The sequence below is a fragment of the Streptomyces sp. NPDC030893 genome (assembly GCF_055571535.1).
In genome coordinates this window covers 359,644-385,068 of record NZ_JBVIFC010000002.1, presented here as the reverse complement: position 1 = coordinate 385,068, position 25,425 = coordinate 359,644, and the positions used below count along the sequence as shown (strand labels likewise).

Sequence of the window (25,425 nt, the reverse complement as noted above, 5' to 3'; positions counted from 1 at the left end):
CCCGTCGGTGCGGGCGATGCGCACCCCCGGGGCATGGTCGGCCATGTCGTGGGACCGCCGGGGTATCCGGGTGCCGGAGGTGTCCTCACCCGCGGCCATCGGCACCCATGTGATGGCCGTACACCATCCGTGTGCAACCCGAGTAGTCGAGGTTGCCCACCTGCTTGCTCGACGGCCGGTGTGGGTGCCGTCGGGAAAGGTCCAACCGGTGTCCATGTACTCGTGGAAGTCGGCACCCTCGTAGCGCAGGCCCTGCGAGTCCAGGTGGCCGCCCAGAACCTGTCTGCCCTCCGTCGGTCCGGAGCCGGACGGCGGGAGCACCGGGGAGGAACATGGCCGCGTAGGCCAGGACGTCCGGCGCGGTGGAGCCGGACCAGGCGCCTACGGTGCTCTCCACCTCGCTCGGGCAGCACCCGCACCCAGTCCCCATGGGTGACCGTTGCCGGCTCGGCCCATGTGCCGGCGTCCAGTTGGAAACGGCTCACCAGCAGCTTCATCGGCAGGCTGGTGCAGCCGCGGTTGGCCAGTGCACGCAGGCCGACACGTCCTGTCCCGAAGGCCGAGTCGGTGACGTCGGCCGCCCACTCGGAGGGCTCCGGTGCGGCGGACGCCCAGGCCTTGGCCCGGACCGGAGGCTCCCGCGTTTGACCTACGTCACTCCCGGGGTACTCTCTTCCGCTCGATTGGCCAGGCCCCCGCCCGCTGTGGCAGACTGTCGGAGTTGCTCGGTCGAGCGTTGATGCTGCGCGCCTCCCGCCGGGAGGACCGGAAGCGAGTCCCACAGTACTCGTCGTCCCACGCATTGCACCGAAAGGTGTAGGGGCGGACGTACGGGAATCTTCCGGGAAGCGTATGCGCGGCGCCGGCCAGGCGCCCGGTGGGCCTTTCGCCCCCGGTCTGCGGTTCTGGTAGGGCCGTGTCAATCCCGCAGGGATGTTCGAACAAGGGACATCTGTGTCAGCGGGAGCGCGACACGCCCGACCGCGTGGGTCGGAGAGCGAGACCTGGAACACCGGGTTCCGGAGCGTAAAGAGAGACAGGACTACGAAGTAGCCATGGCGGGACAGAAGATCCGCATCCGGCTCAAGGCCTACGACCACGAGGTCATCGACTCCTCGGCGAAGAAGATCGTCGAGACGGTGACCCGTACTGGTGCGTCGGTCGCGGGCCCGGTGCCGCTGCCCACTGAGAAGAACGTGTACTGCGTCATCAAGTCGCCGCACAAGTACAAGGACTCGCGCGAGCACTTCGAGATGCGCACGCACAAGCGCCTGATCGACATCCTCGACCCGACCCCCAAGACCGTTGACTCCCTGATGCGACTCGACCTCCCGGCCGGTGTCGACATCGAGATCAAGCTCTGAGGCCGGTGATCTGAAAGATGGCTAAGCAGATCAAGGGCATCCTGGGCGAGAAGCTCGGCATGACGCAGGTGTGGGACGAGAACAACCGTGTTGTTCCGGTCACCGTCGTCAAGGCCGGCCCCAACGTCGTCACCCAGGTCCGTACGAACGACGTCGACGGCTACGAGTCGGTCCAGATCGCCTTCGGCGAGATCGACCCGCGCAAGGTGAACAAGCCCCTCAAGGGCCACTTCGCCAAGGCCGACGTCACCCCCCGTCGTCACCTCGTCGAGATCCGTACCGCGGACGCCTCCGAGTACACGCTGGGCCAGGAAGTCACCGCCGAGGTGTTCGAGGCCGGCGTGAAGGTCGACGTGACCGGCAAGAGCAAGGGCAAGGGCTTCGCCGGTGTCATGAAGCGCCACAACTTCCGTGGCCTCGGCGCCGGACACGGTACCCAGCGCAAGCACCGCTCGCCCGGTTCCATCGGTGGCTGCGCCACCCCGGGTCGTGTGTTCAAGGGCCTCCGCATGGCGGGCCGCATGGGCAACGAGCGGGTCACCACCCAGAACCTGACCGTCCACGCCGTTGACGCGGAGAAGGGTCTGCTGCTCATCAAGGGCGCGGTTCCCGGTCCGAACGGCGGCCTCGTCCTGGTCCGCACCGCGGCCAAGGGGGCCTGAGGTAACCGATGAGCACTGTTGACATCCTTTCGCCGGCGGGCGACAAGGCCGGTACCGTCGAGCTCCCCGCGGAGATCTTCGACGTCGAGAAGGTCAGCGTCCCGCTGATCCACCAGGTCGTCGTCGCGCAGCTGGCCGCCGCCCGCCAGGGCACCCACAAGACCAAGACCCGCGGTGAAGTCCGTGGCGGTGGCCGCAAGCCGTACCGCCAGAAGGGCACCGGCCGCGCCCGTCAGGGCTCGACCCGCGCCCCGCAGTTCGCCGGTGGTGGCGTCGTGCACGGTCCCGTGCCGCGCGACTACTCGCAGCGGACGCCCAAGAAGATGAAGGCCGCGGCCCTGCGCCACGCCCTCACCGACCGGGCCCGCCACAACCGCATCCACGTCGTCACCGGCGTGATCGAGGGTGAGACGCCCTCCACGAAGGCCGCCAAGACGCTGTTCGGCAAGATCTCGGAGCGCAAGAACCTGCTCCTGGTCGTCGACCGCGCCGACGAGGCCGCGTGGCTGTCCGCCCGCAACCTGCCCCAGGTCCACATCCTGGAGCCGGGCCAGCTGAACACGTACGACGTTCTCGTCTCGGACGACGTGGTCTTCACCCAGGCCGCTTTCGAGTCCTTCGTCGCCGGCCCGAACAAGGCCAACGACAACGAAGGGAGCGAGGTCTGATGGCTGCCCGTCACCCCTCGATCGCCTCGAAGGCCGCCAAGGCGGCCAAGGCTGCGCGCGTCGCCAAGGCGCGCCGTCACGCCGCCGAGGGCAAGAACACCGTCGTCACCCCGGTGAGCAAGGCGTACACGGACCCCCGTGACGTCCTGCTGAAGCCGGTCGTGTCCGAGAAGAGCTACGCGCTCATCGACGAGAACAAGTACACGTTCATCGTCGACCCGCGCGCCAACAAGACCCAGATCAAGGAGGCCGTCCAGGCGGTCTTCGAGGTCAAGGTCACCGGGGTCAACACGATCAACCGGGTCGGCAAGCGCAAGCGCACCCGTACCGGCTTCGGCCAGCGTGCGGCGACCAAGCGCGCGATCGTGACCCTCGCCGAGGGCGACCGTATCGACATCTTCGGCGGTCCGACCGCGTAAGCGGTCAGGATCGTTCGATATCGGACGAGGACTGAGAAATGGGTATCCGCAAGTACAAGCCGACGACTCCGGGCCGTCGTGGCTCCAGCGTCGCCGACTTCGTCGAGGTCACGCGGTCCACGCCGGAGAAGTCGCTGGTCCGCCCCCTGCACAACAAGGGCGGCCGTAACAATTCCGGTCGTGTGACCGTGCGCCACCAGGGTGGTGGCCACAAGCGCGCCTACCGCGTGATCGACTTCCGTCGTCACGACAAGGACGGCGTGCCGGCGAAGGTCGCGCACATCGAGTACGACCCCAACCGCACCGCGCGCATCGCGCTGCTGCACTACGCGGACGGCGAGAAGCGCTACATCCTCGCGCCGCGTGACCTCAAGCAGGGCGACCGCGTCGAGAACGGCCCCGGGGCCGACATCAAGCCGGGCAACAACCTTGCCCTGCGCAACATCCCGGTCGGTACGACGCTGCACGCCATCGAGCTGCGTCCCGGCGGCGGCGCCAAGTTCGCCCGCTCCGCCGGCGCCTCGGTGCAGCTGCTCGCGAAGGAGGGCCAGATGGCCCACCTGCGCATGCCGTCCGGCGAGATCCGCCTGGTCGACGTCCGCTGCCGCGCCACTGTGGGCGAGGTCGGCAACGCCGAGCAGAGCAACATCAACTGGGGCAAGGCCGGCCGTAAGCGGTGGCTGGGCGTCCGCCCGACCGTCCGTGGTGTCGTCATGAACCCGGTCGACCACCCGCACGGTGGTGGTGAGGGCCGTACCTCCGGTGGTCGCCACCCCGTGTCCCCGTGGGGCAAGAAGGAAGGCCGTACTCGTTCGCCCAAGAAGGCGTCGAACAAGTACATCGTCCGCCGCCGCAAGACGAACAAGAAGCGCTAAGGACGGGTTGAGATGCCTCGTAGCTTGAAGAAGGGACCCTTCGTCGACGACCACCTGATCAAGAAGGTGGACGTCCAGAACGAAGCCGGTACCAAGAACGTCATCAAGACCTGGTCCCGCCGCTCGATGATCGTCCCGGCGATGCTCGGCCACACGATCGCGGTGCACAACGGCAAGACCCACATCCCGGTGTTTGTCACCGAGTCGATGGTCGGCCACAAGCTCGGCGAGTTCTCGCCGACCCGCACCTTCCGGGGCCACGTCAAGGACGACCGGAAGTCGAAGCGCCGCTAGCCGGCGGGGTGCAATCGACCATGACAGACACTGAAGGGACAACCATGGAAGCCAGGGCCCAGGCGCGGTACATCCGCGTCACGCCCATGAAGGCCCGCCGCGTGGTGGACCTCATCCGTGGCATGGATGCCACGGAGGCTCAGGCGGTCCTGCGTTTCGCCCCGCAGGCCGCGAGCGTGCCGGTCGGCAAGGTGCTGGACAGCGCCATCGCCAACGCCGCGCACAACTACGACCACACCGATGTCGACAGCCTCTTCATCTCCGAGGCCTACGTCGACGAGGGCCCGACCCTGAAGCGGTTCCGTCCGCGCGCCCAGGGCCGCGCCTACCGGATCCGCAAGCGGACCAGCCACATCACCGTGGTCGTCAGCAGCAAGGAAGGAACCCGGTAATGGGCCAGAAGGTTAACCCGCATGGGTTCCGGCTCGGTGTCACCACGGACTTCAAGTCCCGGTGGTACGCCGACAAGCTGTACAAGGACTACGTCAAGGAAGACGTCGCCATCCGCCGGATGATGACGTCCGGCATGGAGCGCGCCGGCATCTCCAAGGTCGAGATCGAGCGCACCCGCGACCGTGTGCGTGTGGACATCCACACCGCTCGTCCGGGCATCGTCATCGGCCGCCGCGGCGCCGAGGCCGACCGCATCCGCGGCGACCTCGAGAAGCTCACCGGCAAGCAGGTCCAGCTGAACATCCTCGAGGTCAAGAACCCCGAGACCGACGCTCAGCTGGTTGCCCAGGCCGTCGCCGAGCAGCTCTCCTCCCGCGTCTCCTTCCGCCGCGCCATGCGCAAGAGCATGCAGTCGGCGATGAAGGCGGGCGCCAAGGGCATCAAGATCCAGTGCGGCGGCCGCCTCGGCGGCGCCGAGATGTCCCGCTCGGAGTTCTACCGCGAGGGCCGTGTGCCCCTGCACACCCTCCGCGCGAACGTGGACTACGGCTTCTTCGAGGCCAAGACGACCTTCGGCCGCATCGGTGTGAAGGTCTGGATCTACAAGGGCGACGTCAAGAACATCGCCGAGGTCCGCGCCGAGAACGCCGCCGCCCGCGCCGGCAACCGTCCGGCCCGTGGCGGTTCCGACCGCCCGGCCCGTGGTGGCCGCGGTGGCGAGCGTGGCGGTCGCGGTCGCAAGCCGCAGCAGGCTCCCGCTGCCGAGGCCCCCAAGGCCGAGGCTCCGGCTGCCGCTCCGGCTGAGAGCACCGGAACGGAGGCCTGACCGACATGCTGATCCCCCGTAGGGTCAAGCACCGCAAGCAGCACCACCCCAAGCGCAACGGCATGTCCAAGGGTGGCACGCAGGTTGCGTTCGGCGAGTACGGCATCCAGGCGCTGACCCCGGCGTACGTGACGAACCGCCAGATCGAGGCGGCTCGTATCGCCATGACCCGCCACATCAAGCGTGGCGGCAAGGTCTGGATCAACATCTACCCGGACCGCCCGCTCACCAAGAAGCCGGCCGAGACCCGCATGGGTTCCGGTAAGGGTTCTCCGGAGTGGTGGATCGCCAACGTCAAGCCCGGACGCGTGATGTTCGAGCTGTCGTACCCCAACGAGAAGATCGCCCGTGAGGCGCTGACCCGTGCGGCCCACAAGCTGCCGATGAAGTGCCGGATCGTCAAGCGCGAGGCAGGTGAAGCGTGATGTCGGCCGGTACCAAGGCGTCCGAGCTGCGCGAGCTGGGCAACGAGGAGCTTCTCGCGAAGCTCCGCGAGGCCAAGGAAGAGCTGTTCAACCTCCGCTTCCAGGCGGCGACCGGGCAGCTCGAGAACCATGGCCGTCTGAAGGCGGTCCGCAAGGACATCGCGCGGATCTACACCCTGATGCGCGAGCGTGAGCTGGGCATCGAAACGGTGGAGAACGCCTGATGAGCGAGAACAACGTGACTGAGACGAACACTGAGGCCCGTGGCTTCCGCAAGACCCGCGAGGGCATCGTCGTCAGCGACAAGATGGACAAGACCGTCGTCGTCGCCGTCGAGGACCGCAAGAAGCACGCGCTGTACGGCAAGGTCATCCGCAGCACGAGCAAGCTCAAGGCCCACGACGAGCAGAACGCCGCAGGCGTCGGCGACCGCGTCCTCCTGATGGAGACCCGGCCGCTGTCCGCGACGAAGCACTGGCGCATCGTCGAGATCCTCGAGAAGGCCAAGTAGGCAATTCCCGCAAGGGAGTTCCACACAGTACGTTCCTGCGGGGCATTCCCCGCAGGACAGTTCCGCCAGGCTCCGGGGGCCGTCCGCCGAAGGTGAACGGCCCCCGGGGAACCGGCAGACAAACAGGAGATAGACGTGATCCAGCAGGAGTCGCGACTGCGTGTCGCCGACAACACTGGTGCGAAGGAAATCCTTTGCATCCGTGTGCTCGGTGGCTCCGGTCGCCGCTACGCGGGCATCGGTGACGTCATCGTCGCCACCGTCAAGGACGCGATCCCCGGTGGCAACGTGAAGAAGGGTGACGTCGTCAAGGCGGTCATCGTTCGCACCGTCAAGGAGCGCCGCCGTCCGGACGGCTCGTACATCCGCTTCGACGAGAACGCCGCCGTCATTCTGAAGAACGACGGCGACCCTCGTGGCACCCGTATCTTCGGCCCCGTGGGCCGTGAGCTGCGCGAGAAGAAGTTCATGAAGATCATCTCCCTCGCGCCGGAGGTGCTGTGAGCATGAAGATCAAGAAGGGCGACCTGGTCCAGGTCATCACCGGCAAGGACAAGGGCAAGCAGGGCAAGGTCATTGCCGCTTACCCGCGCGACGAGCGTGTCCTGGTCGAGGGTGTCAACCGGGTCAAGAAGCACACCAAGGCCGGTCCGACCGCTCGCGGTTCGCAGGCCGGCGGCATCGTGACCACCGAGGCCCCGATCCACGTCTCCAACGTCCAGCTGGTCGTGGAGAAGGACGGCAAGAAGGTCGTCACGCGCGTCGGTTACCGCTTCGACGACGAGGGCAACAAGATCCGCGTTGCCAAGCGGACGGGTGAGGACATCTGATGGCTACCACCACCACTCCGCGTCTGAAGACGAAGTACCGCGAGGAGATCGCGGGCAAGCTGCGCGAGCAGTTCTCCTACGAGAACGTCATGCAGGTTCCCGGCCTCGTCAAGATCGTGGTCAACATGGGTGTGGGCGACGCCGCCCGCGACTCCAAGCTGATCGAGGGCGCCATCCGCGACCTCACCACGATCACCGGTCAGAAGCCGGCCGTCACCAAGGCCCGCAAGTCCATCGCGCAGTTCAAGCTGCGTGAGGGTCAGCCGATCGGTGCCCACGTCACGCTCCGTGGCGACCGCATGTGGGAGTTCCTGGACCGCACCCTGTCGCTCGCGCTGCCGCGCATCCGCGACTTCCGCGGTCTGTCCCCCAAGCAGTTCGACGGCCGTGGCAACTACACCTTCGGTCTCACGGAGCAGGTCATGTTCCACGAGATCGACCAGGACAAGATCGACCGTGTCCGGGGTATGGACATCACCGTGGTGACCACGGCGACCAACGACGAAGAGGGCCGCGCCCTTCTCCGTCACCTCGGCTTCCCGTTCAAGGAGGCGTGAGCGAGATGGCGAAGAAGGCTCTCATCGCGAAGGCTGCTCGCAAGCCCAAGTTCGGAGTGCGCGGCTACACCCGCTGCCAGCGCTGCGGTCGTCCGCACTCCGTGTACCGCAAGTTCGGCCTGTGCCGCGTGTGCCTTCGTGAGATGGCTCACCGTGGCGAGCTGCCGGGCGTGACCAAGAGCTCCTGGTAGTCCCGGTAATTCCGGACTCCCAGGGCTCTCGGTAAGCAAGGGGAACGGCAGGAGGCCCGGCCCGCATGGCTTAGGCTTGTGGGGTTGGGCACCTGCCGTGCCCGTACGCACGCGGGCGACGCCCGCTCATGTTTGCTTACTACGCCGTAGGTCCACCGCGCCGCACCCGTCCCGTCTCGGATCGGGGAGAGGGATGGCGCACCAGGAAACCCCGGCGAGAGAGGCCGAAGGCCAATTCATGACCATGACTGATCCGATCGCAGACATGCTTACGCGTCTGCGGAACGCGAACTCGGCGTACCACGACACCGTGGCGATGCCGCACTCGAAGATCAAGTCGCACATCGCGGAGATCCTCCAGCAGGAGGGCTTCATCACGGGCTGGAAGGTCGAGGACGCCGAGGTCGGCAAGAACCTCGTCCTGGACCTGAAGTTCGGTCCGAACCGTGAGCGCTCCATCGCGGGCATCAAGCGGATCTCCAAGCCCGGTCTCCGGGTGTACGCGAAGTCCACCAACCTGCCGAAGGTGCTGGGCGGCCTCGGCGTGGCGATCATCTCCACGTCGCACGGGCTCCTCACCGACAAGCAGGCCGGCAAGAAGGGCGTGGGTGGGGAAGTCCTCGCCTACGTCTGGTAGCGGAAGGGAACGGAGGAAACAGCTATGTCGCGCATCGGCAAGCTCCCCATCGCGGTTCCCGCCGGCGTGGACGTCACCATCGACGGCCAGACGGTCACGGTCAAGGGCCCCAAGGGCTCGCTGACCCACACCGTCGTGGCGCCGATCGAGATCGCCAAGGGTGAGGACGGCGTTCTGAACGTCACCCGCCCCAACGACGAGCGTCAGAACAAGGCCCTGCACGGCCTGTCCCGCACGCTGGTGGCGAACATGATCACCGGCGTGACCCAGGGTTACGTGAAGAAGCTCGAGATCAGCGGTGTCGGTTACCGCGTTGTCGCCAAGGGTTCCAACCTGGAGTTCTCCCTGGGCTACAGCCACCCGATCACGATCGAGGCACCCGAGGGCATCAGCTTCAAGGTGGAGGCCCCCACCCGCTTCTCGGTCGAGGGCATCGACAAGCAGAAGGTCGGCGAGGTTGCGGCCAACATCCGCAAGCTGCGCAAGCCCGACCCGTACAAGGCCAAGGGCGTCAAGTACGAGGGCGAAGTCATCCGCCGCAAGGTCGGAAAGGCGGGTAAGTAAGCCATGGCATACGGGCAGAAGATCCTCAAGGGCGACGCCTACAAGCGTGCCGCTATCAAGCGTCGTCACATCCGGATCCGCAAGAAGGTCGCCGGTACCGCCGAGCGTCCTCGCCTGGTCGTGACTCGTTCCAACCGCCACATCGTGGCGCAGGTGATCGACGACCTGAAGGGTCACACCCTGGCGTCGGCGTCCACCCTGGACGCTTCGGTCCGGAGTGGCGAGGGCGACAAGTCCGCGCAGGCCAAGCAGGTCGGCGCCCTGGTCGCCGAGCGCGCCAAGGCCGCCGGTGTCGAGGCCGTCGTGTTCGACCGTGGTGGCAACCAGTACGCCGGGCGCATCGCCGCTCTGGCGGACGCCGCCCGCGAAGCCGGTCTGAAGTTCTGAGCCGGTTCCGTAGCTAGCGGAAACAGAGAGAGGTAATTCCAATGGCTGGACCCCAGCGCCGCGGTGGCGGTGCCGGTGGCGGCGAGCGGCGGGACCGGAAGGGCCGTGACGGCGGCGCAGCTGCCGCCGAGAAGACCGCGTACGTTGAGCGCGTCGTCGCGATCAACCGCGTCGCCAAGGTTGTGAAGGGTGGTCGTCGCTTCAGCTTCACCGCGCTGGTCGTGGTGGGCGACGGTGACGGCACCGTGGGTGTCGGATACGGCAAGGCCAAGGAGGTGCCGGCCGCCATCGCCAAGGGCGTTGAGGAGGCCAAGAAGCACTTCTTCAAGGTCCCCCGCATCCAGGGCACCATCCCGCACCCCATCCAGGGTGAGAAGGCTGCCGGCGTCGTGCTGCTCAAGCCCGCGTCCCCGGGTACCGGTGTGATCGCCGGTGGTCCGGTGCGCGCCGTGCTCGAGTGCGCCGGTATCCACGATGTGCTGTCGAAGTCGCTCGGCTCCGACAACCAGATCAACATCGTGCACGCGACCGTGGAGGCCCTCAAGGGCCTGCAGCGTCCCGAGGAGATCGCGGCCCGCCGCGGTCTGCCGCTCGAGGACGTCGCCCCCGCGGCTCTTCTCCGTGCGCGTGCCGGGGCGGGTGCGTAATCATGGCGCAGCTCAAGATTACGCAGGTCAAGTCCTACATCGGCAGCAAGCAGAACCACCGTGACACCCTGCGTTCGCTTGGCCTGAAGAAGGTCAACGACGTGGTCGTCAAGGAGGACCGCCCCGAGTTCCGCGGCATGGTGCACACCGTCCGCCACCTCGTGACGGTCGAGGAGGTCGACTGATCATGGCGGAGCAGAACCCGCTCAAGATCCACAACCTCCGTCCCGCCCCCGGCGCCAAGACCGCCAAGACCCGTGTGGGTCGTGGTGAGGCGTCGAAGGGTAAGACGGCCGGTCGTGGTACGAAGGGCACCAAGGCCCGTTACCAGGTTCCGGAGAGCTTCGAGGGTGGCCAGATGCCGCTCCACATGCGTCTCCCGAAGCTGAAGGGCTTCAAGAACCCGTTCAAGACCGAGTTCCAGGTCGTCAACCTGGACAAGCTCGCCTCCCTCTACCCCGAGGGCGGAGAGGTCACGGTCGAGGACCTGGTCGCCAAGGGTGCCGTGCGCAAGAACAGCCTCGTCAAGGTCCTGGGCCAGGGCGAGATCTCCGTGGCGCTGCAGGTGACGGTCGACGCCGTCTCCGGCTCCGCCAAGGAGAAGATCACCGCCGCCGGCGGTACCGTCACCGAGCTCGTCTGACCCCGTCAGGTGTCTCGATGACGTAGAGCGATCCCGACCGGGGATACCCCACAAATGGGGTATCCCCGGTTGGTCGTTCCTAGGGCGGCAGTCTCGCCGGTAAGGTGGCCTGCGCTGCCCATTGACCTCGGGAGCCCCATACGGGGCACTCAGGGCCGCAGTTGACCGTTACGTATTCGTCCTTAGTCGGAATCTCAAGACCGTCACCCTTGACGCAGTTGCGCGGGGGGTCGCAGGAGGCACCGTGCTCACCGCGTTCGCCCGGGCGTTCAAGACGCCCGACCTGCGCAAGAAGCTGCTCTTCACGCTCGGCATCATCGTCGTGTACCGCATCGGTACGAACGTCCCGATCCCGGGTGTCGACTACCGCAACGTCCAGGCCTGTATCGACAACGCTGAAGCCGGCCAGGGCCTGCTGGGTCTGGTCAACATGTTCAGCGGCGGCGCGCTGCTTCAGATCACGATCTTCGCGCTCGGCATCATGCCGTACATCACGGCGAGCATCATCCTGCAGCTGCTGACCGTGGTGATCCCGCGCCTGGAAGCCCTGAAGAAGGAGGGCCAGGCCGGTACGGCGAAGATCACGCAGTACACCCGTTATCTGACGGTCGCGCTCGCCATCCTCCAGGGCACCGGTCTGGTGGCCACCGCCCGCAGCGGCTCCCTCTTCCCGGGCTGCCCCGTCGCCGGCCAGATCGTCCCCGACCAGTCGATCTTCGTGACCGTGACCATGGTCATCACCATGACCGCCGGTACGGCCGCCGTCATGTGGCTCGGTGAGCTCATCACCGACCGCGGCATCGGCAACGGCATGTCGATCCTGATGTTCATCTCGATCGCCGCGACCTTCCCCTCCGCCCTGTGGGCCATCAAGGAGCAGGGCAGCCTGGCCGACGGCTGGATCGAGTTCGGCACCGTCATGGTCGTCGGGTTCGTCATGGTCGCCCTGGTGGTCTTCGTCGAGCAGGCCCAGCGCCGGATCCCGGTGCAGTACGCCAAGCGCATGATCGGCCGCCGTTCCTACGGCGGTACGTCCACCTACATCCCGCTCAAGGTGAACCAGGCGGGCGTCATTCCCGTCATCTTCGCCTCGTCGCTGCTCTACATTCCGGCGCTGATCGTCCAGTTCTCCAACTCGGACGCGGGCTGGGCGGCCTGGGTGACGAAGAACCTCGCGGACACCGGAGCGACGTTCCACATCATCCTGTACTTCCTGTTGATCGTCTTCTTCGCCTTCTTCTACGTGGCCATTACCTTCAACCCCGAAGAAGTCGCCGACAACATGAAGAAGTATGGTGGCTTCATCCCGGGCATCCGGGCTGGCCGACCGACCGCTGAGTACCTGAGCTTCGTACTCAACCGGATCACCTGGCCGGGTTCGCTGTATCTGGGCCTGATCTCTCTCGTGCCGACAATGGCGTTGGCTGGTTTCGGGGCAAACCAGAACTTCCCGTTCGGCGGGACCAGCATCCTGATCATCGTGGGTGTCGGTCTCGAGACTGTGAAGCAGATCGAGAGCCAGCTCCAGCAGCGCAATTACGAAGGGTTCCTCCGCTGATGCGAATCGTCCTCGTCGGGCCGCCGGGTGCCGGAAAGGGTACGCAGGCCACCCGCCTTGCCGAGAAACTGCGCATCCCGCACATCTCCACGGGTGACCTGTTCCGCGCCAACATCAGCAGGCAGACGGAGCTGGGCAAACTCGCGAAGTCCTACATGGACGCCGGCAATCTCGTCCCCGACGAGGTGACCATCGCCATGGCCAAAGACCGCATGGAGCAGCCCGACGCCGAGGGCGGTTTCCTGCTGGACGGCTTCCCTCGCAATGTGTCGCAGGCCGAGGCGCTGGACGAGCTGCTGAAGACCGAGGGCATCAAGCTGGACGCGGTGCTCGATCTGGAAGCCCCCGAGGACGAGGTCGTCAAGCGGATCGCCGGCCGGCGGGTCTGCCGCAAAGATTCGGCGCACGTGTTCCACGTGACGTACAGCCCGCCGAAGCAGGAGGGTGTCTGCGACATCTGCGGCGGCGAGCTGTACCAGCGGGACGACGACTCGGAGTCGACGGTGCGGACGCGGCTGGAGGTCTACCACACGCAGACCGAGCCGATCATCGGCTACTACCGGGCGCAGGGGCTGGTCGTGACCATCTCGGCGACGGGTCCGGTGGACGAGGTCACCGGGCGGGCGCTGGAGGCGCTGAAGAGCGGTAAGTAGGTCGTACGTCTGGTTGCAGCCGCGGTTCCTCTGGGTGAGGGGCCGCGGTTGTTGCTTGGCGGGGGGTCGTACGCGCGGCCCGGCGCTGACGGGGTGCCGTCGCGCCCACCCGCGCCGCTGGGGGCACTTCCCAGGTTGGGGGAGGCACGTGCGCGCCCGCGGAGGCACGGAGGGGTGGGGAGCGGCGCGGTGGGGTGCGGCGGGCGCCGCGTATCGTTGGAAGCGTTCGTATACCTGGTCCAGGAAGGCCGTCGTCCCCATGGTGCAGATCAAGAGCCCTGAGCAGATCGCCAAGATGCGTGAGGCGGGGCTGGTCGTCGCGGCCATTCACGCGGCCACCCGTGAGGCGGCCGTGCCCGGGGCCACGACGAAGGATCTGGACCAGGTGGCGCGCAAGGTGCTCGCCGAGCACGGCGCCAAGCCGAACTTCCTCGGCTACGGCGGCTTCCCCGCCACCATCTGCACCTCCGTGAACGAGGTCGTCGTCCACGGCATCCCCTCCGACGACGTGGTCCTCAAGGACGGGGACGTCATCTCCATCGACTGCGGTGCGATCATCGACGGCTGGCACGGCGACGCCGCCTACACCGCGTTCGTCGGATCCGGGCACTCGCCGGAACTGGTCGAGCTGTCCCGGGTGACCGAGGAGTCGATGTGGGCCGGCATCGCGGCCATGAAGCAGGGCAACCGGCTCGTCGACATCTCCCGGGCCATCGAGACCTACATCCGCCGCCAGCCGAAGCCGGGCGGCGGCAAGTACGGGATCATCGAGGACTACGGCGGCCACGGCATCGGCACCGAGATGCACATGGACCCGCACCTGCTGAACTACGTGGAGCGCAAGCGGGGCAAGGGCCCCAAGCTGGTCCCCGGCTTCTGCCTCGCCATCGAGCCGATGATCTCCCTGGGCACCCCGAAGACGGAGGTCCTCTCCGACGACTGGACCGTCATCACCACCGACGGCACCTGGTCCTCCCACTGGGAGCACTCGGTCGCCCTCACCGAGCAGGGGCCCCTGGTCCTGACCTCCCCCGACGGGGGCAGGGCCAAGCTCGCGGAGATGGGCATCACGGCGGCTCCGGATCCGCTCGGTTAAGGATCTCCCGGGTGGGGCAGACTTTCCCGATTCGTGTTTCCGGGTGCGCTGACGTAGACTGACTCGTCGGCTCTTGTGCACCCGCATGTCTGCATGTGCTTCACACGGTGCACGCCGGAGTCGATCAAGGTAGTCGATTCGAAGGGCGAAGCGTGGCCAAGAAGCAAGGTGCCATCGAGATCGAGGGCACTGTCGTCGAGTCTCTTCCGAACGCCATGTTCAAGGTCGAGCTCCAGAACGGCCACCAGGTCCTGGCACACATCAGCGGCAAGATGCGCATGCACTACATCCGCATCCTCCCTGACGACCGGGTCGTGGTGGAGCTCTCCCCGTACGACCTGACGCGTGGCCGGATCGTCTACCGGTACAAGTAGATCTTGCCCGCGCCCCGGCCCGCCGGGGTGGTGGCACTGACCCGGAGAACCTCACATCCCATGAAGGTCAAGCCGAGCGTCAAGAAGATCTGCGACAAGTGCAGGGTGATCCGCCGTCACGGCCGGGTCATGATCATCTGTGACAACCCGCGCCACAAGCAGCGCCAGGGCTGACCGCAGCACGATCGACCCTCTGCGACTTTCCGCAGAACTTCGCGCGACGCGAGCAACACATGTTCATAAGCAGGTCCCGAGCCGCATGGCTCGACACCCCCGGCTCGGAGGCCGGGGACCCGGTCCGTACCCACTCTTTGAAGCAGAAGAGGCCGGCGGGCTGGGAAGCGGCCCTGTGGAAGACCTCCGACAATCAACTGGAGCCATTGAATGGCACGCGTTTCCGGTGTTGACATCCCGCGCGAAAAGCGCGTGGAGATCGCCCTCACCTACGTGTTCGGCATCGGCCGGACCCTTTCGCAGCAGACGCTGGCCGCCACCGGCGTCGACCCGAACACCCGCGTTCGCGACCTCTCCGAGGAGCAGCTCGTCGCGATCCGCGAGTACGTCGACAACAACATCAAGACCGAGGGTGACCTCCGTCGCGAGATCCAGGCCGACATCCGCCGCAAGGTCGAGATCGGCACCTACCAGGGTCTGCGTCACCGTCGCGGTCTGCCCGTCCGCGGTCAGCGCACCAGCACCAACGCGCGTACCCGCAAGGGCCCGCGTCGCGCCATCGCCGGCAAGAAGAAGCCGGGCAAGAAGTAGTCCGCAGCGGACGCCTGTCCACGGTCTTCGCTGTAGGACCGACCACCTCCCGTAGGAGTTAAGAGATGCCCCCCAAGGGACGTCAGGGCGCTGCCAAGAAGGTGCGCCGCAAGGAAAAGAAGAACGTCGCTCACGGCCACGCGCACATCAAGAGCACGTTCAACAACACGATCGTGTCGATCACGGACCCGTCCGGCAACGTGATCTCCTGGGCCTCCGCCGGCCACGTCGGCTTCAAGGGTTCCCGGAAGTCCACGCCGTTCGCCGCGCAGATGGCCGCCGAGTCGGCTGCCCGCCGCGCCCAGGAGCACGGCATGCGCAAGGTCGACGTGTTCGTCAAGGGCCCGGGCTCCGGTCGTGAGACCGCGATCCGTTCCCTGCAGGCCACGGGCCTCGAGGTCGGCTCCATCCAGGACGTCACCCCGACCCCGCACAACGGCTGCCGCCCGCCGAAGCGCCGCCGCGTCTGAGGCACGGCCGCTTCGTTCGGCTTCGGGTTCCGGGCGGTACGGCTCGTAAGGGCCGTATCGCCCGTACCCTTGCAGTACCCGCACTTTTCACCGGGTGCGGTTTCCGTCGGGCGTCAAATAGCGGGCGTCCACGAAAGAAGGATCTGATCCACACATGCTGATCGCTCAGCGTCCCTCGTTGACCGAAGAGGTCGTCGACGAATTCCGCTCCCGGTTCGTGATCGAGCCGCTGGAGCCGGGCTTCGGCTACACCCTCGGCAACTCCCTCCGCCGTACCCTCCTGTCGTCGATCCCCGGTGCCGCCGTCACCAGCATCCGCATCGACGGCGTCCTGCACGAGTTCACCACCGTGCCGGGCGTCAAGGAGGACGTCACCGACCTGATCCTCAACATCAAGCAGCTGGTCGTCTCCTCCGAGCACGATGAGCCGGTCGTGATGTACCTGCGCAAGCAGGGCCCGGGTCTGGTCACCGCCGCCGACATCGCGCCCCCGGCCGGTGTCGAGGTGCACAACCCCGACCTCGTCCTCGCCACGCTCAACGGCAAGGGCAAGCTGGAGATGGAGCTCACGGTCGAGCGCGGCCGCGGTTACGTCTCCGCCGTGCAGAACAAGCAGGTCGGTCAGGAGATCGGGCGCATCCCGGTCGACTCGATCTACTCGCCGGTTCTCAAGGTCACCTACAAGGTCGAGGCGACCCGTGTCGAGCAGCGCACGGACTTCGACAAGCTGATCGTCGACGTCGAGACCAAGCAGGCGATGCGTCCCCGTGACGCCATGGCCTCCGCCGGTAAGACCCTGGTCGAGCTGTTCGGTCTCGCCCGCGAGCTGAACATCGACGCCGAGGGCATCGACATGGGCCCGTCCCCCACGGACGCCGCCCTCGCCGCCGACCTGGCGCTGCCGATCGAGGAGCTGGAGCTCACCGTTCGGTCGTACAACTGCCTCAAGCGTGAGGGCATCCACTCCGTGGGTGAGCTCGTGGCGCGCAGCGAGGCGGACCTGCTCGACATCCGCAACTTCGGTGCGAAGTCGATCGACGAGGTCAAGGCGAAGCTGGCGGGCATGGGTCTCGCGTTGAAAGACTCGCCTCCCGGCTTCGACCCCACCGCTGCCGCGGACGCCTTCGGCGCCGACGACGACGCGGACGCCGGCTTCGTAGAGACCGAGCAGTACTGAGCCCTCCGCGAGGAGGCCGGTTCTGCGTCCACCGGTCCGTCGTGGCCGGTCGCGCAGTTCCCCGCGCCCCTTCGGGGGCGCGGACCCTCCGGGTACCCGGCAAGGCGCCCGGATCTCCGACAGGCAACCGTCTGCTCGGATACTGACCCCGGTACCTGATACGGCCGGGGCAGACACACAGGAGAAACATCATGCCGAAGCCCACCAAGGGTGCCCGTCTGGGCGGCAGCGCCTCGCACGAGAAGCTCATGCTCGCGAACCTCGCGAAGGCGCTTTTCGAGCACGGCCGCATCACCACCACCGAGGCGAAGGCGCGCAAGCTGCGTCCGTACGCCGAGCGTCTGGTCACCAAGGCGAAGAAGGGCGACCTTCACAACCGCCGTCAGGTGCTCCAGGTCATCACGGACAAGAGCATCGTCCACACGCTCTTCACCGAGATCGGCCCGCGGTACGAGAACCGTCCCGGTGGCTACACCCGCATCACCAAGATCGGCAACCGCCGTGGCGACAACGCGCCCATGGCCGTCATCGAGCTGGTCGAGGCGCTGACGGTGCAGCAGACCGCGGTCGGCGAGGCCGAGGCGGCGACGAAGCGCTCCGCCAAGGACGCGGAAGCCGCCGAGGCCGCTGAGGCGAAGGCGGATCTGTCCAAGGACGAGGCCGCTGAGGCTCCGGCCGAGGAGTCCAAGGACGCGTAAGCGTCTGCCGGGGACTGTTTGATTGCGGCTGCGGCTTCGTCGTGGCTGGTCGCGCCCGCGCGGCGGAGCCGCATATCGAGTACAGCCCCGCGCCCCTTCGGGGCGCTGTTGCGGGCCCGTTCCCTTCCAGGGGCGGGCCCGCTTCTTTGTGTGGTGAGAGGATCTGCGGATGAGTGATGTGGTGCGGGTTCGGCTGGATCTTTCCTATGACGGGACCGAGTTCTCCGGCTGGGCCAAGCAGGCCGGCGGGCGGCGGACCGTGCAGGGGGAGATCGAGGACGCGCTGCGGACCGTGACCCGGTCCGGGGGGACGACGTACGAGCTGACCGTGGCCGGGCGGACCGACGCCGGCGTCCATGCGCGCGGCCAGGTCGCCCATGTCGACCTGCCCCGCGAACTGTGGGCCGAGCACCACACGAAGCTGCTCAAGCGGCTCGCCGGACGGCTGCCGAAGGACGTACGGGTGTGGGCCCTCAGGGAGGCGCCCGCCGGGTTCGACGCGCGGTTCTCCGCGATCTGGCGGCGCTACGCCTACCGGGTCACCGACAACCCCGGCGGGGTGGACCCGCTGCTGCGCGGCCATGTGCTGTGGCACGACTGGCCGCTGGACGTCGACGCCATGAACGAGGCGGCCCGCGGACTGCTGGGGGAGCACGACTTCGCCGCGTACTGCAAGCGGCGGGAGGGCGCGACGACCATCCGGACGCTCCAGGAACTGAGCCTGGTGCGGGGCGAGGACGGGATCATCACCGCCACCGTCCGGGCCGACGCCTTCTGCCACAACATGGTGCGCTCCCTGATCGGCGCCCTGCTCTTCGTCGGCGACGGCCACCGCCCGCCCGACTGGCCGGGAAAGGTGCTGGCCGCGGGCGTACGCGACTCGGCCGTCCACGTGGTACGCCCGCACGGCCTGACCCTGGAGGAGGTCGGCTACCCGGCCGACGAACTGCTGGCCGCCCGCAGCAAGGAGGCCCGCAATAGGCGATCACTGCCTGATAGGCCCGGATGCGAAGCCTGTTAGCTCTGTCCCATTCTTGGTTTTATATCTCCCATAAACGGACTTTCCGAACATAGCGCTTCTGTTGCACCCTTACGCCCCTCTTATCTCTCGTATAGCCTTACGCCGCTCGGTCGGGGGTTCGAGAGACCGGGTGAGAGTGGGGGTCGACGGGCCCGTTGTGGTCCGGGGAGTGTCGTATGAGTTCAGTGAGTCCGGTTCGAACCGGGGGGCGCCGTGACGGTCGCCGGAGCAGCGGGCGACGCAGGGCGGTACGCGGTGGCGGAGCCCCGCTGGGCCTGTTGCCGCTGCCGCCGACCGACAAGGAGAAGTACTCCTACGCGCGTCGGCACCTGTGGATCCTGACGATCAGCTCGCTGATCAGCTTCTGCTGTCTGGTGGTCAGCCAATTCAAGCTGGCGCAGTCCACGCCGCTGCTGTGGGCGTATACGCCGCTGCTCGCCTTCACGGTCATCTACTACTTGGTGTCGCTGCGGGTGAACGGCTTCACGCGTGACTTCGACATCGCGTACCACAAGCAGCTGGTCCGCGACTGGCGGCCGCAGACGTACCCCACCGTCGATGTGTTCCTGCCCGTGTGCGGTGAGCCCATCGAGGTTCTGCACAACACCTGGAAACACGTGCGTGCGATGGCCGATCACTATCCGGGCGTCTGCGTCCCGTTCGTGCTGGACGATGGCGCCAGCCCGGAACTGGAGGCCATGGCGCGCGACTTCGGTTTCCGCTACGGGACCCGGGAGAACCGCGGCTGGTTCAAGAAGGCGGGCAACCTGCACTTCGGGTTCGACCGGTCCGACGGTCAGTACATCCTGATCCTCGACGCCGACTTCACCCCGCGCGCCGACCTGCTCCAGGAGCTGCTGCCGTACATGGAGGCCGATCCGCGGGTCGGGATCGTCCAGTCGCCGCAGTACTTCCGCGTGCTCGACTCGCAGAACTGGATCGAACGCGGCGCGGGCGCCGTGCAGGAGCTGTTCTACCGGTCCGTGCAGGTCTCCCGGCAGGGCAGCGACGGCGCGATCTGCGTGGGCAGCTGTGCGGTCTACCGGCGTGCGGCCCTGGATACCAACGGCGGAACCACGCTGATCGAGCACTCCGAGGACGTGCACACCGGTTTCGACCTGCGCGGCCTTGGTTGGGACCTGCGCTATGTGCCGGTCGCCGTGTCGACGGGCGTGTGCCCGGACAGCGCGGGTGCCTTCTTCAACCAGCAGTACCGTTGGTGCTCCGGCTCGATGAGCCTGCTCGGCAGCAGGAAGTTCTGGCAGGCGAAGATCAGGATGTCGAGCCGCCTGTGCTACATGTCCGGCTTCTTCTACTACATCCACACGGCGCTGTTCACCTTCGCGGCACCCGTGATCCCGATCATGCTGCTGCTGGCGATGCCGGAGAAACTCATGGTCGAGCACCTGTTCCTGGTGCTCCCGAGCATCATCTACACCACGATCGTCTTCCCGATGTGGCACAAGGCGCCCTACCGCCTGGAGGCGTGGGCGACCCGCATGATGTACGGCTGGGCGCACGTCTTCGCCATCTGGGACATCCTGCGCAAGAACCGCATGGGCTGGCAGCCCACCGGCTCGTCCGGCGCCAAGAAGAACAAGACCCGGCGCTTCTGGATCGGCATGTGGGTGTGGAGCGGTGGCACCGCCCTGGTGTGGGTGGTCGGAGCGGTGTACCGCACGTTCACCATGGACGCCCCGGACTTCGCGCTGATCCTGTCCTCTGGGCTGTTCTACGCCCTGGTGGTGGCCCGCGTCCTGGTGCAGCCCCGGGCGGAGGTGGCGGCCTGATGCGTTTTCCCTTCCGCACCCGCGCACTGCTGTCCTGCCTGCTCGCGACCCTGCTGCTGAGCGGATGCTCGCTGCTCGGCGACGAGTCGGCCGGCCGGGACGCATCCGGCGGCGGCCCGAGCACCGAGAGCGCCGGCGCGAGCGCCCCCTACGACGTCGTACCGCTGCTGAAGCCGTCGAAGAAATACTTCGGCGCCGCCGTCGAGGGCGCGCCGCACTCGATGGAGGGCATCGACACCTACACCGGGATGGTCGGCAAGCAGCCGAACCTGATCGAGTACTACGCCGCCTGGGGCGACGGCTTCGACGCCACCGGCGTGCGCAACGCATGGGCGGAGGGTGCCCTGACACTGATGTCCTGGGAGCCCTTCGACACCTCGCCGGCCGAGATCGCGGCGGGCGAGTCGGACGCCTACATCAAGAAGTACGCGACGGCGGTGCGCAAGCTGAACCTGCCCGTCGTGATCTCCTTCGCCGACGAGTTCAACGGCCACTGGGAGAAGTGGGGCACCAAGGACACCACTCCCGAGGAGTACGTGGCCGCCTGGCGGCACATCCACGACACCTTCATCGACGCCGGCGCCTCGAACGTCATCTGGGCCTGGTCGCCGAACATCGTCAACCCGGTCAGCGAGGTCGAACTCGAGCCGTACTACCCGGGTGACGGGTACGTCGACTGGATCGGCCTGATCGGCTACTGGACGATCGAGGAGGACAACGCCTTCGACAGCCTCTTCGGGCCGACCAGGGACCAGGTCCGCACCTTCACCGAGAAGCCGATGCTGCTGCTGGAGACGGCGGCCATGGCCGGCGAGCGGCGGCGGGCCGACATCCGCAACCTCTTCGAGGGCGTGACGGCCGACGACGACATGCTCGGCTTCGTCTGGTTCAACCACGACAAGCGCGCCGACTGGCGGCTGGAGGCGAGCCCTCTGGCGCTTGAGGAGTTCAAGCGCCTGGCTGCCGACGACCGGTTCGGCTTCGACGTACGGAAGCCGTGATGACCTCTCGCTACGACCACTACACGCCGCAGCCCTACGACCCGTACGCCGAGGATGGGACGGCCGGCGGCTGGTTCGACTCCACCGGACTCGTACCGCGGCAGCCGAGCCCTCCGCAGGACGGCCACCGCGCCGGCTACGACGTTCCGGTCCAGGACCACCGGCAGCAGTCGTACCGGTCCGCGGTCCGGGACCGGCCGCGGGACGGTGAGGACGACCAGCCGACCTACGCGCTGCGGATCGTGGAGGAACAGGCGCCGGCCGAGCCGGGCTACCACGTGCCGGACACTCCCGAAGTGGGCTGGGACATGGCCGCCAGCAGGCGCCGGGCCTGGGTCAGCCGTGCCGTGCTGCTGTGCGTCCTGGCCGTGCAGGCCGTGCTCTCGCTGCGGCTGTCCAACACCGCCTTCCAGGACGAGGCCCTGTACCTGTCGGCCGGACACGCCGTGCTCGACCACATCCAGCACGGCACCGAGTTGCCCGTGGACTACGCGGCGTACTTCTCCGGCTCGCCCCAGCTGTATCCCGTCCTCGCCGCGCTCGTGGACGGGCAGTTCGGACTCGCCGGGGCGCGCGGGCTGAGCCTGGTGTTCATGCTGGGCGCCACCGCGCTGCTGTACTCCCTCACCCGCCGCCTGTTCAACGAGCGTGCGGCCCTGGCGGCGGCGGCCCTGTTCGGGGTGCTGCAGTCGACCGTCGTCATGGGGTACTTCGCCACCTACGACGCCGCCGCCGTGTTCCTGCTGGCACTGGCCACCTGGATCGTCGTCCGCACCGACCGGGCGCCCGCAGCGGCCGTCCTGCTCGCCGCGCCCGTGGCGGTCCTGGCCGTCGGCGTGAAGTACGCCGCCGCTCTGTACCTGCCGACCATCGTCGTGCTGGCCCTGCTCACCGCGTGGCCGCGCCGGGGCGCCAGGTCGGCGGTCGGGCGGATGGTGCTGCTCGGTCTGGGCATCGGCGCCGTCCTCGCGGCCGGTGTGTACGCCACCGACCTGATGGCCGGAGTGCGGCAGACGACCACCGACCGGGAGCACGGCACCGACAGCGCCGGGTTCCTCCTGAAGCAGTCGGCGCAGTGGGGCGGGCTCATGTTCCTGACCGCCGTCGGCGGCGCCCTCTCCTACGCCCGGCGCAGCCGCATGTACGAGTCGCCACTCGCGCGGCGCCTGGACGACCCCGGCCGGCGGCGACGGGCTCTGCTCGGACTGGTGCTGTGCGGTACGGCGCTGCTCGCGCCCGCCTACCAGATCTACCTGGGCACCTCGGTGTCGCTGTTCAAGCACATCGGCTTCGGTCTGCTCTTCGCCGCGCCCATGGCCGGTGTCGGCGTGACCCGCCTGGTGGGCGCGCACTTCCGGTACCCGCAGCTCGGCATCATGCTGTGGACGGCGATGCTCTCCCTGGGCATCGCCCAGTCGGAGTGGCGCTTCGGCGTCTGGCCCGACTCCACGAAGATGATCGCGGCCATCGACTCCTACGTGGGCCCCGAGGGGCACTACCTCTCCTCCACGCCCGAGGTGCCCGTCTACTACCTGCGCGACAAGACCACACAGCGCCAATGGGCGAGCGTCTTCGGCATGGAGTACAGGGACGAGAAGGGCACGTACCACACCGGGGACGCCGCCTACCGGGCGGCGCTGCGCGAGGGCGAGTTCGACCTGATCGTCCTGGACGGGCACACCAACCCGCGAGTGGACGACCTCGTCACGGACGCGGTCAGGGGCAATCCGCACTACCGGCTCCTGGCGAACCTGCCGTTCCGGAACTCCAGCGGCACCGGTGAGTACCGCATCTGGATCAAGACGCCCTGAGCGGTTTCCGCTCCTTCAGTTCCTTCAGTGAGAAAGGCCGTACCCATGCGGCTCACCGTCATCGGCACCGGCTATCTGGGTGCCACCCACGCCGCCTGCATGGCGGAGCTCGGCCACGAGGTGATCGGCGTCGACGTCGACCCCGACAAGGTGGCCGCTCTGCGTGCGGGGCGGGTGCCGTTCCACGAGCCCGGACTGGGTGAGCTGATCGCCCGGCACACCGCGAGCGGGCGGCTGCGGTTCACCACCTCCTACGAGGAGGCCGGAGCCTTCGGCGAGGTGCACTTCGTGTGCGTGGGCACGCCGCAGCGGCAGGGTTCCGAAGGCGCCGACCTGACCTACGTCGAGTCGGCCTTCGCCGCGATCGCGGCACACTGCGCCGAGGACGCGCTGCTCGTCGGCAAGTCCACCGTGCCGGTCGGCACCGCCGAGCGGCTGGCCCGGGCGCACGCCCCCGAGGTCGCTTGGAACCCCGAGTTCCTGCGCGAGGGCTTCGCGATCGAGGACACCCTGCGGCCGGACCGGCTGGTGTTCGGGGTGCGGTCCACCCGTGCGGAATCGATCCTGCGCACTGTCCACGAGCCTGTCCTCGCGGCCGGGACCCCGCTGGTCGTCACCGACTTCCCGACCGCCGAGCTGGTCAAGACGGCCGCCAACGCCTTCCTCGCCACCAAGATCTCCTTCATCAACGCCATGGCCGAGATCTGCGAGGCGGCCGGCGGCGACGTCCGCCGGCTCTCCGAGGCACTCGGGCACGACGACCGGATCGGCGCGAAGTTCCTGCGGGCGGGCGTCGGCTTCGGCGGCGGCTGTCTGCCGAAGGACATCCGTGCCTTCGCGCACCGCGCCGACGAACTCGGGGTCTCGCTGGCGTTCCTGCGGGAGGTCGACGCGATCAACATGCGGCGCCGGGACCGAGTCGTGGAGCTGGCCGGGGAACTGTGCGGAGGCGCGGTGCTCGGGGCCCGGATCACGGTGCTCGGGGCGGCCTTCAAACCGGACTCCGACGACATCCGCGACTCGCCCGCGCTGAACGTGGCCGCCCGGCTCGCACTGGACGGTGCCGACGTCACGGTCTACGACCCCGAGGCGATGGACAACGCCCGTAAGGCGTTCCCGCTGCTCGGGTACGCGGAGTCGGCGGAGGCGGCGCTGCGCGGCGCGGATCTGGTCCTGTTGCTGACCGAGTGGCCGCAGTTCCGGGACCTCGATCCGGAGCGGACCCGTGCCCTGGTCGGCCGTGCGCGGATCGTGGACGGCCGGGGCGTGCTCGACGCGGCACGCTGGACCGCCGCGGGGTGGCGCTTCCGGGCGCTCGGCAGGCCCGTCGCGGCAGGGGAGTGACCGGGACCATGGCATACGACCCGAAGGGTGCCCGCGTCACCGTGGTGATGCCCACCTACAACGAGGCGGCCAACGTGCCGCGCATGGCCGAGGCGGTGCTGTCGCTGCCGCTGGACGGGCTGCGTCTGAAGATCGTCGACGACTCCAGCCCGGACGGCACCGGGCGGATCGCCGAGGAACTCGCCGAGAGGTACAACTCCGACGGCCGGCACCGTATGAGCGTGCTGCACCGGACAGGGAAGGACGGACTGGGGCGGGCGTACGTCGCGGGGATGAGCGCCGCGCTGGCCGAGGGCGCCGAGTACGTCGTGCAGATGGACGCCGACGGCAGCCACCCGGTGGATGCGCTGCCGCGGATGCTCGGCACGGCTCTGGCCTCGGAGGCGGGACTGGTCGTCGGCAGCCGGTACGTGGAGGGCGGGGTGCTGGACGAGGCGTGGGGCCGGCACCGGGTGCTGCTGTCCCGCTTCGCCAACCTGTACGTCCGGACCGTGCTCGGCACGAGGATCCAGGACATCACCGCGGGGTTCAACCTGTGGTCGGCGGCCGCACTGCGGGACGTGGACCTCACCACCCTGGGCAGCGCGGGCTACAGCTTCCAGGTCGAGCTGAAGTACCGGGCCGTGCGTGCCGGGCACAGCGCCGTCGAGATCCCCATCCGCTTCGAGGAGCGGACCGAGGGCGTCTCGAAGATGACGCTCCGGACGCAACTGGAGTCGGCGGTCGTGCCGCTCCGGCTGCGCCTGAGGCACAGGTAGGCGGACCGGCGGCCGG

The 25,425-nt window shown here is 67.7% G+C and carries 36 protein-coding genes; all 36 read left to right on the top strand.

Translation table 11 applies throughout. From position 1 onward, the window contains the following. Nucleotides 1-1,055 precede the first annotated feature (1,055 nt). The 36 genes from rpsJ (at nucleotide 1,056) to ACZ434_RS06290 (ending at nucleotide 25,409) form a co-directional block, all read left to right on the top strand. The gene (rpsJ, locus tag ACZ434_RS06465) at nucleotides 1,056-1,364 is read left to right on the top strand and encodes a 30S ribosomal protein S10 (RefSeq protein WP_003948644.1); all 309 of its coding nucleotides are present in this window, start codon (nucleotides 1,056-1,058) and stop codon (nucleotides 1,362-1,364) included. A gap of 17 nt (nucleotides 1,365-1,381) precedes the next feature. Then, a complete protein-coding gene (gene rplC / locus ACZ434_RS06460; RefSeq protein ID WP_030571197.1) occupies nucleotides 1,382-2,026 on the top strand; it encodes a 50S ribosomal protein L3 in 645 nt (214 codons plus the stop codon). 8 nt (nucleotides 2,027-2,034) lie between these two features. Then, nucleotides 2,035-2,694, top strand: coding sequence for a 50S ribosomal protein L4 (gene rplD / locus ACZ434_RS06455; RefSeq protein ID WP_468452428.1), 660 nt, complete (start codon nucleotides 2,035-2,037; stop codon nucleotides 2,692-2,694). Next, nucleotides 2,694-3,113: a 50S ribosomal protein L23 gene (rplW, locus tag ACZ434_RS06450; RefSeq protein WP_468452426.1), complete on the top strand. Its 420-nt coding sequence runs from the start codon at nucleotides 2,694-2,696 to the stop codon at nucleotides 3,111-3,113. The genes rplD and rplW overlap by 1 nt, the downstream gene beginning before the upstream one ends. Nucleotides 3,114-3,151: 38 nt before the next feature. Then, nucleotides 3,152-3,988 (top strand): 50S ribosomal protein L2, encoded by an 837-nt coding sequence (gene rplB / locus ACZ434_RS06445; RefSeq protein WP_468452424.1) that lies wholly within the window; start codon nucleotides 3,152-3,154, stop codon nucleotides 3,986-3,988. 12 nt (nucleotides 3,989-4,000) lie between these two features. Then, nucleotides 4,001-4,282, top strand: a complete 282-nt coding sequence (rpsS, locus tag ACZ434_RS06440; RefSeq protein WP_003948639.1) for a 30S ribosomal protein S19 — start codon at nucleotides 4,001-4,003, stop codon at nucleotides 4,280-4,282. A 44-nt stretch (nucleotides 4,283-4,326) separates the two neighbouring features. Next, the gene (gene rplV / locus ACZ434_RS06435; RefSeq protein ID WP_006130776.1) at nucleotides 4,327-4,674 is read left to right on the top strand and encodes a 50S ribosomal protein L22; all 348 of its coding nucleotides are present in this window, start codon (nucleotides 4,327-4,329) and stop codon (nucleotides 4,672-4,674) included. After that, nucleotides 4,674-5,501, top strand: coding sequence for a 30S ribosomal protein S3 (rpsC, locus tag ACZ434_RS06430; RefSeq protein WP_190098387.1), 828 nt, complete (start codon nucleotides 4,674-4,676; stop codon nucleotides 5,499-5,501). Before rplV ends, rpsC begins: the two co-directional genes overlap by 1 nt. Before the next feature lie 5 nt (nucleotides 5,502-5,506). Then, the gene (gene rplP, locus ACZ434_RS06425) at nucleotides 5,507-5,926 is read left to right on the top strand and encodes a 50S ribosomal protein L16 (RefSeq protein WP_009190136.1); all 420 of its coding nucleotides are present in this window, start codon (nucleotides 5,507-5,509) and stop codon (nucleotides 5,924-5,926) included. Beyond that, nucleotides 5,926-6,150: a 50S ribosomal protein L29 gene (gene rpmC / locus ACZ434_RS06420; RefSeq protein WP_007494763.1), complete on the top strand. Its 225-nt coding sequence runs from the start codon at nucleotides 5,926-5,928 to the stop codon at nucleotides 6,148-6,150. The genes rplP and rpmC overlap by 1 nt, the downstream gene beginning before the upstream one ends. After that, nucleotides 6,150-6,437, top strand: a complete 288-nt coding sequence (rpsQ, locus tag ACZ434_RS06415) for a 30S ribosomal protein S17 (RefSeq protein ID WP_023587024.1) — start codon at nucleotides 6,150-6,152, stop codon at nucleotides 6,435-6,437. The genes rpmC and rpsQ overlap by 1 nt, the downstream gene beginning before the upstream one ends. Nucleotides 6,438-6,572: 135 nt before the next feature. Then, complete coding sequence (rplN, locus tag ACZ434_RS06410) at nucleotides 6,573-6,941, top strand: 50S ribosomal protein L14 (RefSeq protein ID WP_003998823.1); 369 nt, start codon at nucleotides 6,573-6,575, stop codon at nucleotides 6,939-6,941. A 2-nt stretch (nucleotides 6,942-6,943) separates the two neighbouring features. After that, complete coding sequence (rplX, locus tag ACZ434_RS06405) at nucleotides 6,944-7,267, top strand: 50S ribosomal protein L24 (RefSeq protein WP_016434629.1); 324 nt, start codon at nucleotides 6,944-6,946, stop codon at nucleotides 7,265-7,267. After that, nucleotides 7,267-7,824: a 50S ribosomal protein L5 gene (gene rplE / locus ACZ434_RS06400; RefSeq protein WP_004927250.1), complete on the top strand. Its 558-nt coding sequence runs from the start codon at nucleotides 7,267-7,269 to the stop codon at nucleotides 7,822-7,824. The genes rplX and rplE overlap by 1 nt, the downstream gene beginning before the upstream one ends. A 5-nt stretch (nucleotides 7,825-7,829) precedes the next feature. Further along, complete coding sequence (locus tag ACZ434_RS06395) at nucleotides 7,830-8,015, top strand: type Z 30S ribosomal protein S14 (RefSeq protein ID WP_003948630.1); 186 nt, start codon at nucleotides 7,830-7,832, stop codon at nucleotides 8,013-8,015. Between the two features lie 238 nt (nucleotides 8,016-8,253). Then, nucleotides 8,254-8,652 carry a 30S ribosomal protein S8 gene (rpsH, locus tag ACZ434_RS06390; protein WP_004927242.1) on the top strand — a complete coding sequence of 133 codons (399 nt, stop codon included), beginning with the start codon at nucleotides 8,254-8,256 and terminating at the stop codon, nucleotides 8,650-8,652. A gap of 24 nt (nucleotides 8,653-8,676) precedes the next feature. Beyond that, nucleotides 8,677-9,216: a 50S ribosomal protein L6 gene (gene rplF, locus ACZ434_RS06385; protein WP_468452420.1), complete on the top strand. Its 540-nt coding sequence runs from the start codon at nucleotides 8,677-8,679 to the stop codon at nucleotides 9,214-9,216. 3 nt (nucleotides 9,217-9,219) lie between these two features. Further along, complete coding sequence (gene rplR / locus ACZ434_RS06380) at nucleotides 9,220-9,603, top strand: 50S ribosomal protein L18 (RefSeq protein ID WP_397827463.1); 384 nt, start codon at nucleotides 9,220-9,222, stop codon at nucleotides 9,601-9,603. A 41-nt stretch (nucleotides 9,604-9,644) separates the two neighbouring features. Further along, nucleotides 9,645-10,250 carry a 30S ribosomal protein S5 gene (gene rpsE / locus ACZ434_RS06375; protein WP_004927232.1) on the top strand — a complete coding sequence of 202 codons (606 nt, stop codon included), beginning with the start codon at nucleotides 9,645-9,647 and terminating at the stop codon, nucleotides 10,248-10,250. A gap of 2 nt (nucleotides 10,251-10,252) precedes the next feature. Beyond that, a complete protein-coding gene (rpmD, locus tag ACZ434_RS06370; RefSeq protein WP_004984515.1) occupies nucleotides 10,253-10,435 on the top strand; it encodes a 50S ribosomal protein L30 in 183 nt (60 codons plus the stop codon). Between the two features lie 2 nt (nucleotides 10,436-10,437). Next, nucleotides 10,438-10,893: a 50S ribosomal protein L15 gene (gene rplO / locus ACZ434_RS06365; protein WP_468452417.1), complete on the top strand. Its 456-nt coding sequence runs from the start codon at nucleotides 10,438-10,440 to the stop codon at nucleotides 10,891-10,893. A 244-nt stretch (nucleotides 10,894-11,137) separates the two neighbouring features. Continuing rightward, the gene (secY, locus tag ACZ434_RS06360) at nucleotides 11,138-12,451 is read left to right on the top strand and encodes a preprotein translocase subunit SecY (RefSeq protein ID WP_468452415.1); all 1,314 of its coding nucleotides are present in this window, start codon (nucleotides 11,138-11,140) and stop codon (nucleotides 12,449-12,451) included. Continuing rightward, complete coding sequence (locus ACZ434_RS06355; protein WP_468452413.1) at nucleotides 12,451-13,104, top strand: adenylate kinase; 654 nt, start codon at nucleotides 12,451-12,453, stop codon at nucleotides 13,102-13,104. The genes secY and ACZ434_RS06355 overlap by 1 nt, the downstream gene beginning before the upstream one ends. Before the next feature lie 259 nt (nucleotides 13,105-13,363). After that, nucleotides 13,364-14,200, top strand: a complete 837-nt coding sequence (gene map / locus ACZ434_RS06350) for a type I methionyl aminopeptidase (protein WP_468452411.1) — start codon at nucleotides 13,364-13,366, stop codon at nucleotides 14,198-14,200. 152 nt (nucleotides 14,201-14,352) lie between these two features. Continuing rightward, nucleotides 14,353-14,574, top strand: a complete 222-nt coding sequence (gene infA / locus ACZ434_RS06345; protein ID WP_003948620.1) for a translation initiation factor IF-1 — start codon at nucleotides 14,353-14,355, stop codon at nucleotides 14,572-14,574. 60 nt (nucleotides 14,575-14,634) lie between these two features. Beyond that, nucleotides 14,635-14,748: a 50S ribosomal protein L36 gene (gene rpmJ, locus ACZ434_RS06340; RefSeq protein ID WP_003948619.1), complete on the top strand. Its 114-nt coding sequence runs from the start codon at nucleotides 14,635-14,637 to the stop codon at nucleotides 14,746-14,748. Between the two features lie 210 nt (nucleotides 14,749-14,958). Then, on the top strand, nucleotides 14,959-15,339 hold the full coding sequence (gene rpsM / locus ACZ434_RS06335) for a 30S ribosomal protein S13 (protein ID WP_004984507.1): 381 nt from the start codon (nucleotides 14,959-14,961) through the stop codon (nucleotides 15,337-15,339). Between the two features lie 65 nt (nucleotides 15,340-15,404). After that, complete coding sequence (gene rpsK / locus ACZ434_RS06330) at nucleotides 15,405-15,809, top strand: 30S ribosomal protein S11 (RefSeq protein WP_003956432.1); 405 nt, start codon at nucleotides 15,405-15,407, stop codon at nucleotides 15,807-15,809. Between the two features lie 154 nt (nucleotides 15,810-15,963). Then, entirely contained in the window at nucleotides 15,964-16,986 is a 1,023-nt protein-coding gene (locus ACZ434_RS06325) for a DNA-directed RNA polymerase subunit alpha (protein WP_003966937.1), read from the top strand. A gap of 191 nt (nucleotides 16,987-17,177) precedes the next feature. Next, the gene (gene rplQ / locus ACZ434_RS06320; RefSeq protein ID WP_468452409.1) at nucleotides 17,178-17,684 is read left to right on the top strand and encodes a 50S ribosomal protein L17; all 507 of its coding nucleotides are present in this window, start codon (nucleotides 17,178-17,180) and stop codon (nucleotides 17,682-17,684) included. Nucleotides 17,685-17,853: 169 nt separating this feature from the next. Next, nucleotides 17,854-18,705 (top strand): tRNA pseudouridine(38-40) synthase TruA, encoded by an 852-nt coding sequence (gene truA / locus ACZ434_RS06315; RefSeq protein WP_468452407.1) that lies wholly within the window; start codon nucleotides 17,854-17,856, stop codon nucleotides 18,703-18,705. A gap of 374 nt (nucleotides 18,706-19,079) precedes the next feature. Next, nucleotides 19,080-20,495 (top strand): glycosyltransferase family 2 protein, encoded by a 1,416-nt coding sequence (locus ACZ434_RS06310; protein ID WP_468452925.1) that lies wholly within the window; start codon nucleotides 19,080-19,082, stop codon nucleotides 20,493-20,495. Further along, nucleotides 20,495-21,496 carry a glycoside hydrolase family 26 protein gene (locus ACZ434_RS06305; protein WP_468452405.1) on the top strand — a complete coding sequence of 334 codons (1,002 nt, stop codon included), beginning with the start codon at nucleotides 20,495-20,497 and terminating at the stop codon, nucleotides 21,494-21,496. Before ACZ434_RS06310 ends, ACZ434_RS06305 begins: the two co-directional genes overlap by 1 nt. After that, nucleotides 21,496-23,307, top strand: a complete 1,812-nt coding sequence (locus ACZ434_RS06300) for a glycosyltransferase family 39 protein (protein ID WP_468452403.1) — start codon at nucleotides 21,496-21,498, stop codon at nucleotides 23,305-23,307. The genes ACZ434_RS06305 and ACZ434_RS06300 overlap by 1 nt, the downstream gene beginning before the upstream one ends. A 45-nt stretch (nucleotides 23,308-23,352) precedes the next feature. Continuing rightward, nucleotides 23,353-24,651: a UDP-glucose dehydrogenase family protein gene (locus ACZ434_RS06295; protein ID WP_468452923.1), complete on the top strand. Its 1,299-nt coding sequence runs from the start codon at nucleotides 23,353-23,355 to the stop codon at nucleotides 24,649-24,651. Between the two features lie 8 nt (nucleotides 24,652-24,659). After that, entirely contained in the window at nucleotides 24,660-25,409 is a 750-nt protein-coding gene (locus ACZ434_RS06290; RefSeq protein WP_468452401.1) for a polyprenol monophosphomannose synthase, read from the top strand. Nucleotides 25,410-25,425: the final 16 nt, after the last annotated feature.

Excerpts from the sequence above, each read along its gene's own strand:
- rplP (WP_009190136.1), top strand. The coding sequence starts at position 5,507 with ATGCTGATCCCCCGTAGGGTCAAGCACCGCAAGCAGCACCACCCCAAG.
- rpsH (WP_004927242.1), top strand. The coding sequence starts at position 8,254 with ATGACCATGACTGATCCGATCGCAGACATGCTTACGCGTCTGCGGAAC.
- ACZ434_RS06305 (WP_468452405.1), top strand. The coding sequence starts at position 20,495 with ATGCGTTTTCCCTTCCGCACCCGCGCACTGCTGTCCTGCCTGCTCGCG.
- rpsJ (WP_003948644.1), top strand. The coding sequence starts at position 1,056 with ATGGCGGGACAGAAGATCCGCATCCGGCTCAAGGCCTACGACCACGAG.
- rplE (WP_004927250.1), top strand. The coding sequence starts at position 7,267 with ATGGCTACCACCACCACTCCGCGTCTGAAGACGAAGTACCGCGAGGAG.
- rplW (WP_468452426.1), top strand. The coding sequence starts at position 2,694 with ATGGCTGCCCGTCACCCCTCGATCGCCTCGAAGGCCGCCAAGGCGGCC.
- ACZ434_RS06300 (WP_468452403.1), top strand. The coding sequence starts at position 21,496 with ATGACCTCTCGCTACGACCACTACACGCCGCAGCCCTACGACCCGTAC.
- map (WP_468452411.1), top strand. The coding sequence starts at position 13,364 with ATGGTGCAGATCAAGAGCCCTGAGCAGATCGCCAAGATGCGTGAGGCG.
- rplC (WP_030571197.1), top strand. The coding sequence starts at position 1,382 with ATGGCTAAGCAGATCAAGGGCATCCTGGGCGAGAAGCTCGGCATGACG.
- rplB (WP_468452424.1), top strand. The coding sequence starts at position 3,152 with ATGGGTATCCGCAAGTACAAGCCGACGACTCCGGGCCGTCGTGGCTCC.
- rplV (WP_006130776.1), top strand. The coding sequence starts at position 4,327 with ATGGAAGCCAGGGCCCAGGCGCGGTACATCCGCGTCACGCCCATGAAG.
- rplX (WP_016434629.1), top strand. The coding sequence starts at position 6,944 with ATGAAGATCAAGAAGGGCGACCTGGTCCAGGTCATCACCGGCAAGGAC.
- rpsC (WP_190098387.1), top strand. The coding sequence starts at position 4,674 with ATGGGCCAGAAGGTTAACCCGCATGGGTTCCGGCTCGGTGTCACCACG.
- ACZ434_RS06295 (WP_468452923.1), top strand. The coding sequence starts at position 23,353 with ATGCGGCTCACCGTCATCGGCACCGGCTATCTGGGTGCCACCCACGCC.
- rpmC (WP_007494763.1), top strand. The coding sequence starts at position 5,926 with ATGTCGGCCGGTACCAAGGCGTCCGAGCTGCGCGAGCTGGGCAACGAG.
- ACZ434_RS06290 (WP_468452401.1), top strand. The coding sequence starts at position 24,660 with ATGGCATACGACCCGAAGGGTGCCCGCGTCACCGTGGTGATGCCCACC.
- rpsS (WP_003948639.1), top strand. The coding sequence starts at position 4,001 with ATGCCTCGTAGCTTGAAGAAGGGACCCTTCGTCGACGACCACCTGATC.
- rpsM (WP_004984507.1), top strand. The coding sequence starts at position 14,959 with ATGGCACGCGTTTCCGGTGTTGACATCCCGCGCGAAAAGCGCGTGGAG.
- ACZ434_RS06395 (WP_003948630.1), top strand. The coding sequence starts at position 7,830 with ATGGCGAAGAAGGCTCTCATCGCGAAGGCTGCTCGCAAGCCCAAGTTC.
- rpsQ (WP_023587024.1), top strand. The coding sequence starts at position 6,150 with ATGAGCGAGAACAACGTGACTGAGACGAACACTGAGGCCCGTGGCTTC.
- rpsK (WP_003956432.1), top strand. The coding sequence starts at position 15,405 with ATGCCCCCCAAGGGACGTCAGGGCGCTGCCAAGAAGGTGCGCCGCAAG.
- rplD (WP_468452428.1), top strand. The coding sequence starts at position 2,035 with ATGAGCACTGTTGACATCCTTTCGCCGGCGGGCGACAAGGCCGGTACC.
- rplR (WP_397827463.1), top strand. The coding sequence starts at position 9,220 with ATGGCATACGGGCAGAAGATCCTCAAGGGCGACGCCTACAAGCGTGCC.
- rpmD (WP_004984515.1), top strand. The coding sequence starts at position 10,253 with ATGGCGCAGCTCAAGATTACGCAGGTCAAGTCCTACATCGGCAGCAAG.
- rplF (WP_468452420.1), top strand. The coding sequence starts at position 8,677 with ATGTCGCGCATCGGCAAGCTCCCCATCGCGGTTCCCGCCGGCGTGGAC.
- truA (WP_468452407.1), top strand. The coding sequence starts at position 17,854 with ATGAGTGATGTGGTGCGGGTTCGGCTGGATCTTTCCTATGACGGGACC.
- ACZ434_RS06325 (WP_003966937.1), top strand. The coding sequence starts at position 15,964 with ATGCTGATCGCTCAGCGTCCCTCGTTGACCGAAGAGGTCGTCGACGAA.
- rplQ (WP_468452409.1), top strand. The coding sequence starts at position 17,178 with ATGCCGAAGCCCACCAAGGGTGCCCGTCTGGGCGGCAGCGCCTCGCAC.
- rpmJ (WP_003948619.1), top strand. The coding sequence starts at position 14,635 with ATGAAGGTCAAGCCGAGCGTCAAGAAGATCTGCGACAAGTGCAGGGTG.
- rpsE (WP_004927232.1), top strand. The coding sequence starts at position 9,645 with ATGGCTGGACCCCAGCGCCGCGGTGGCGGTGCCGGTGGCGGCGAGCGG.
- ACZ434_RS06355 (WP_468452413.1), top strand. The coding sequence starts at position 12,451 with ATGCGAATCGTCCTCGTCGGGCCGCCGGGTGCCGGAAAGGGTACGCAG.
- rplO (WP_468452417.1), top strand. The coding sequence starts at position 10,438 with ATGGCGGAGCAGAACCCGCTCAAGATCCACAACCTCCGTCCCGCCCCC.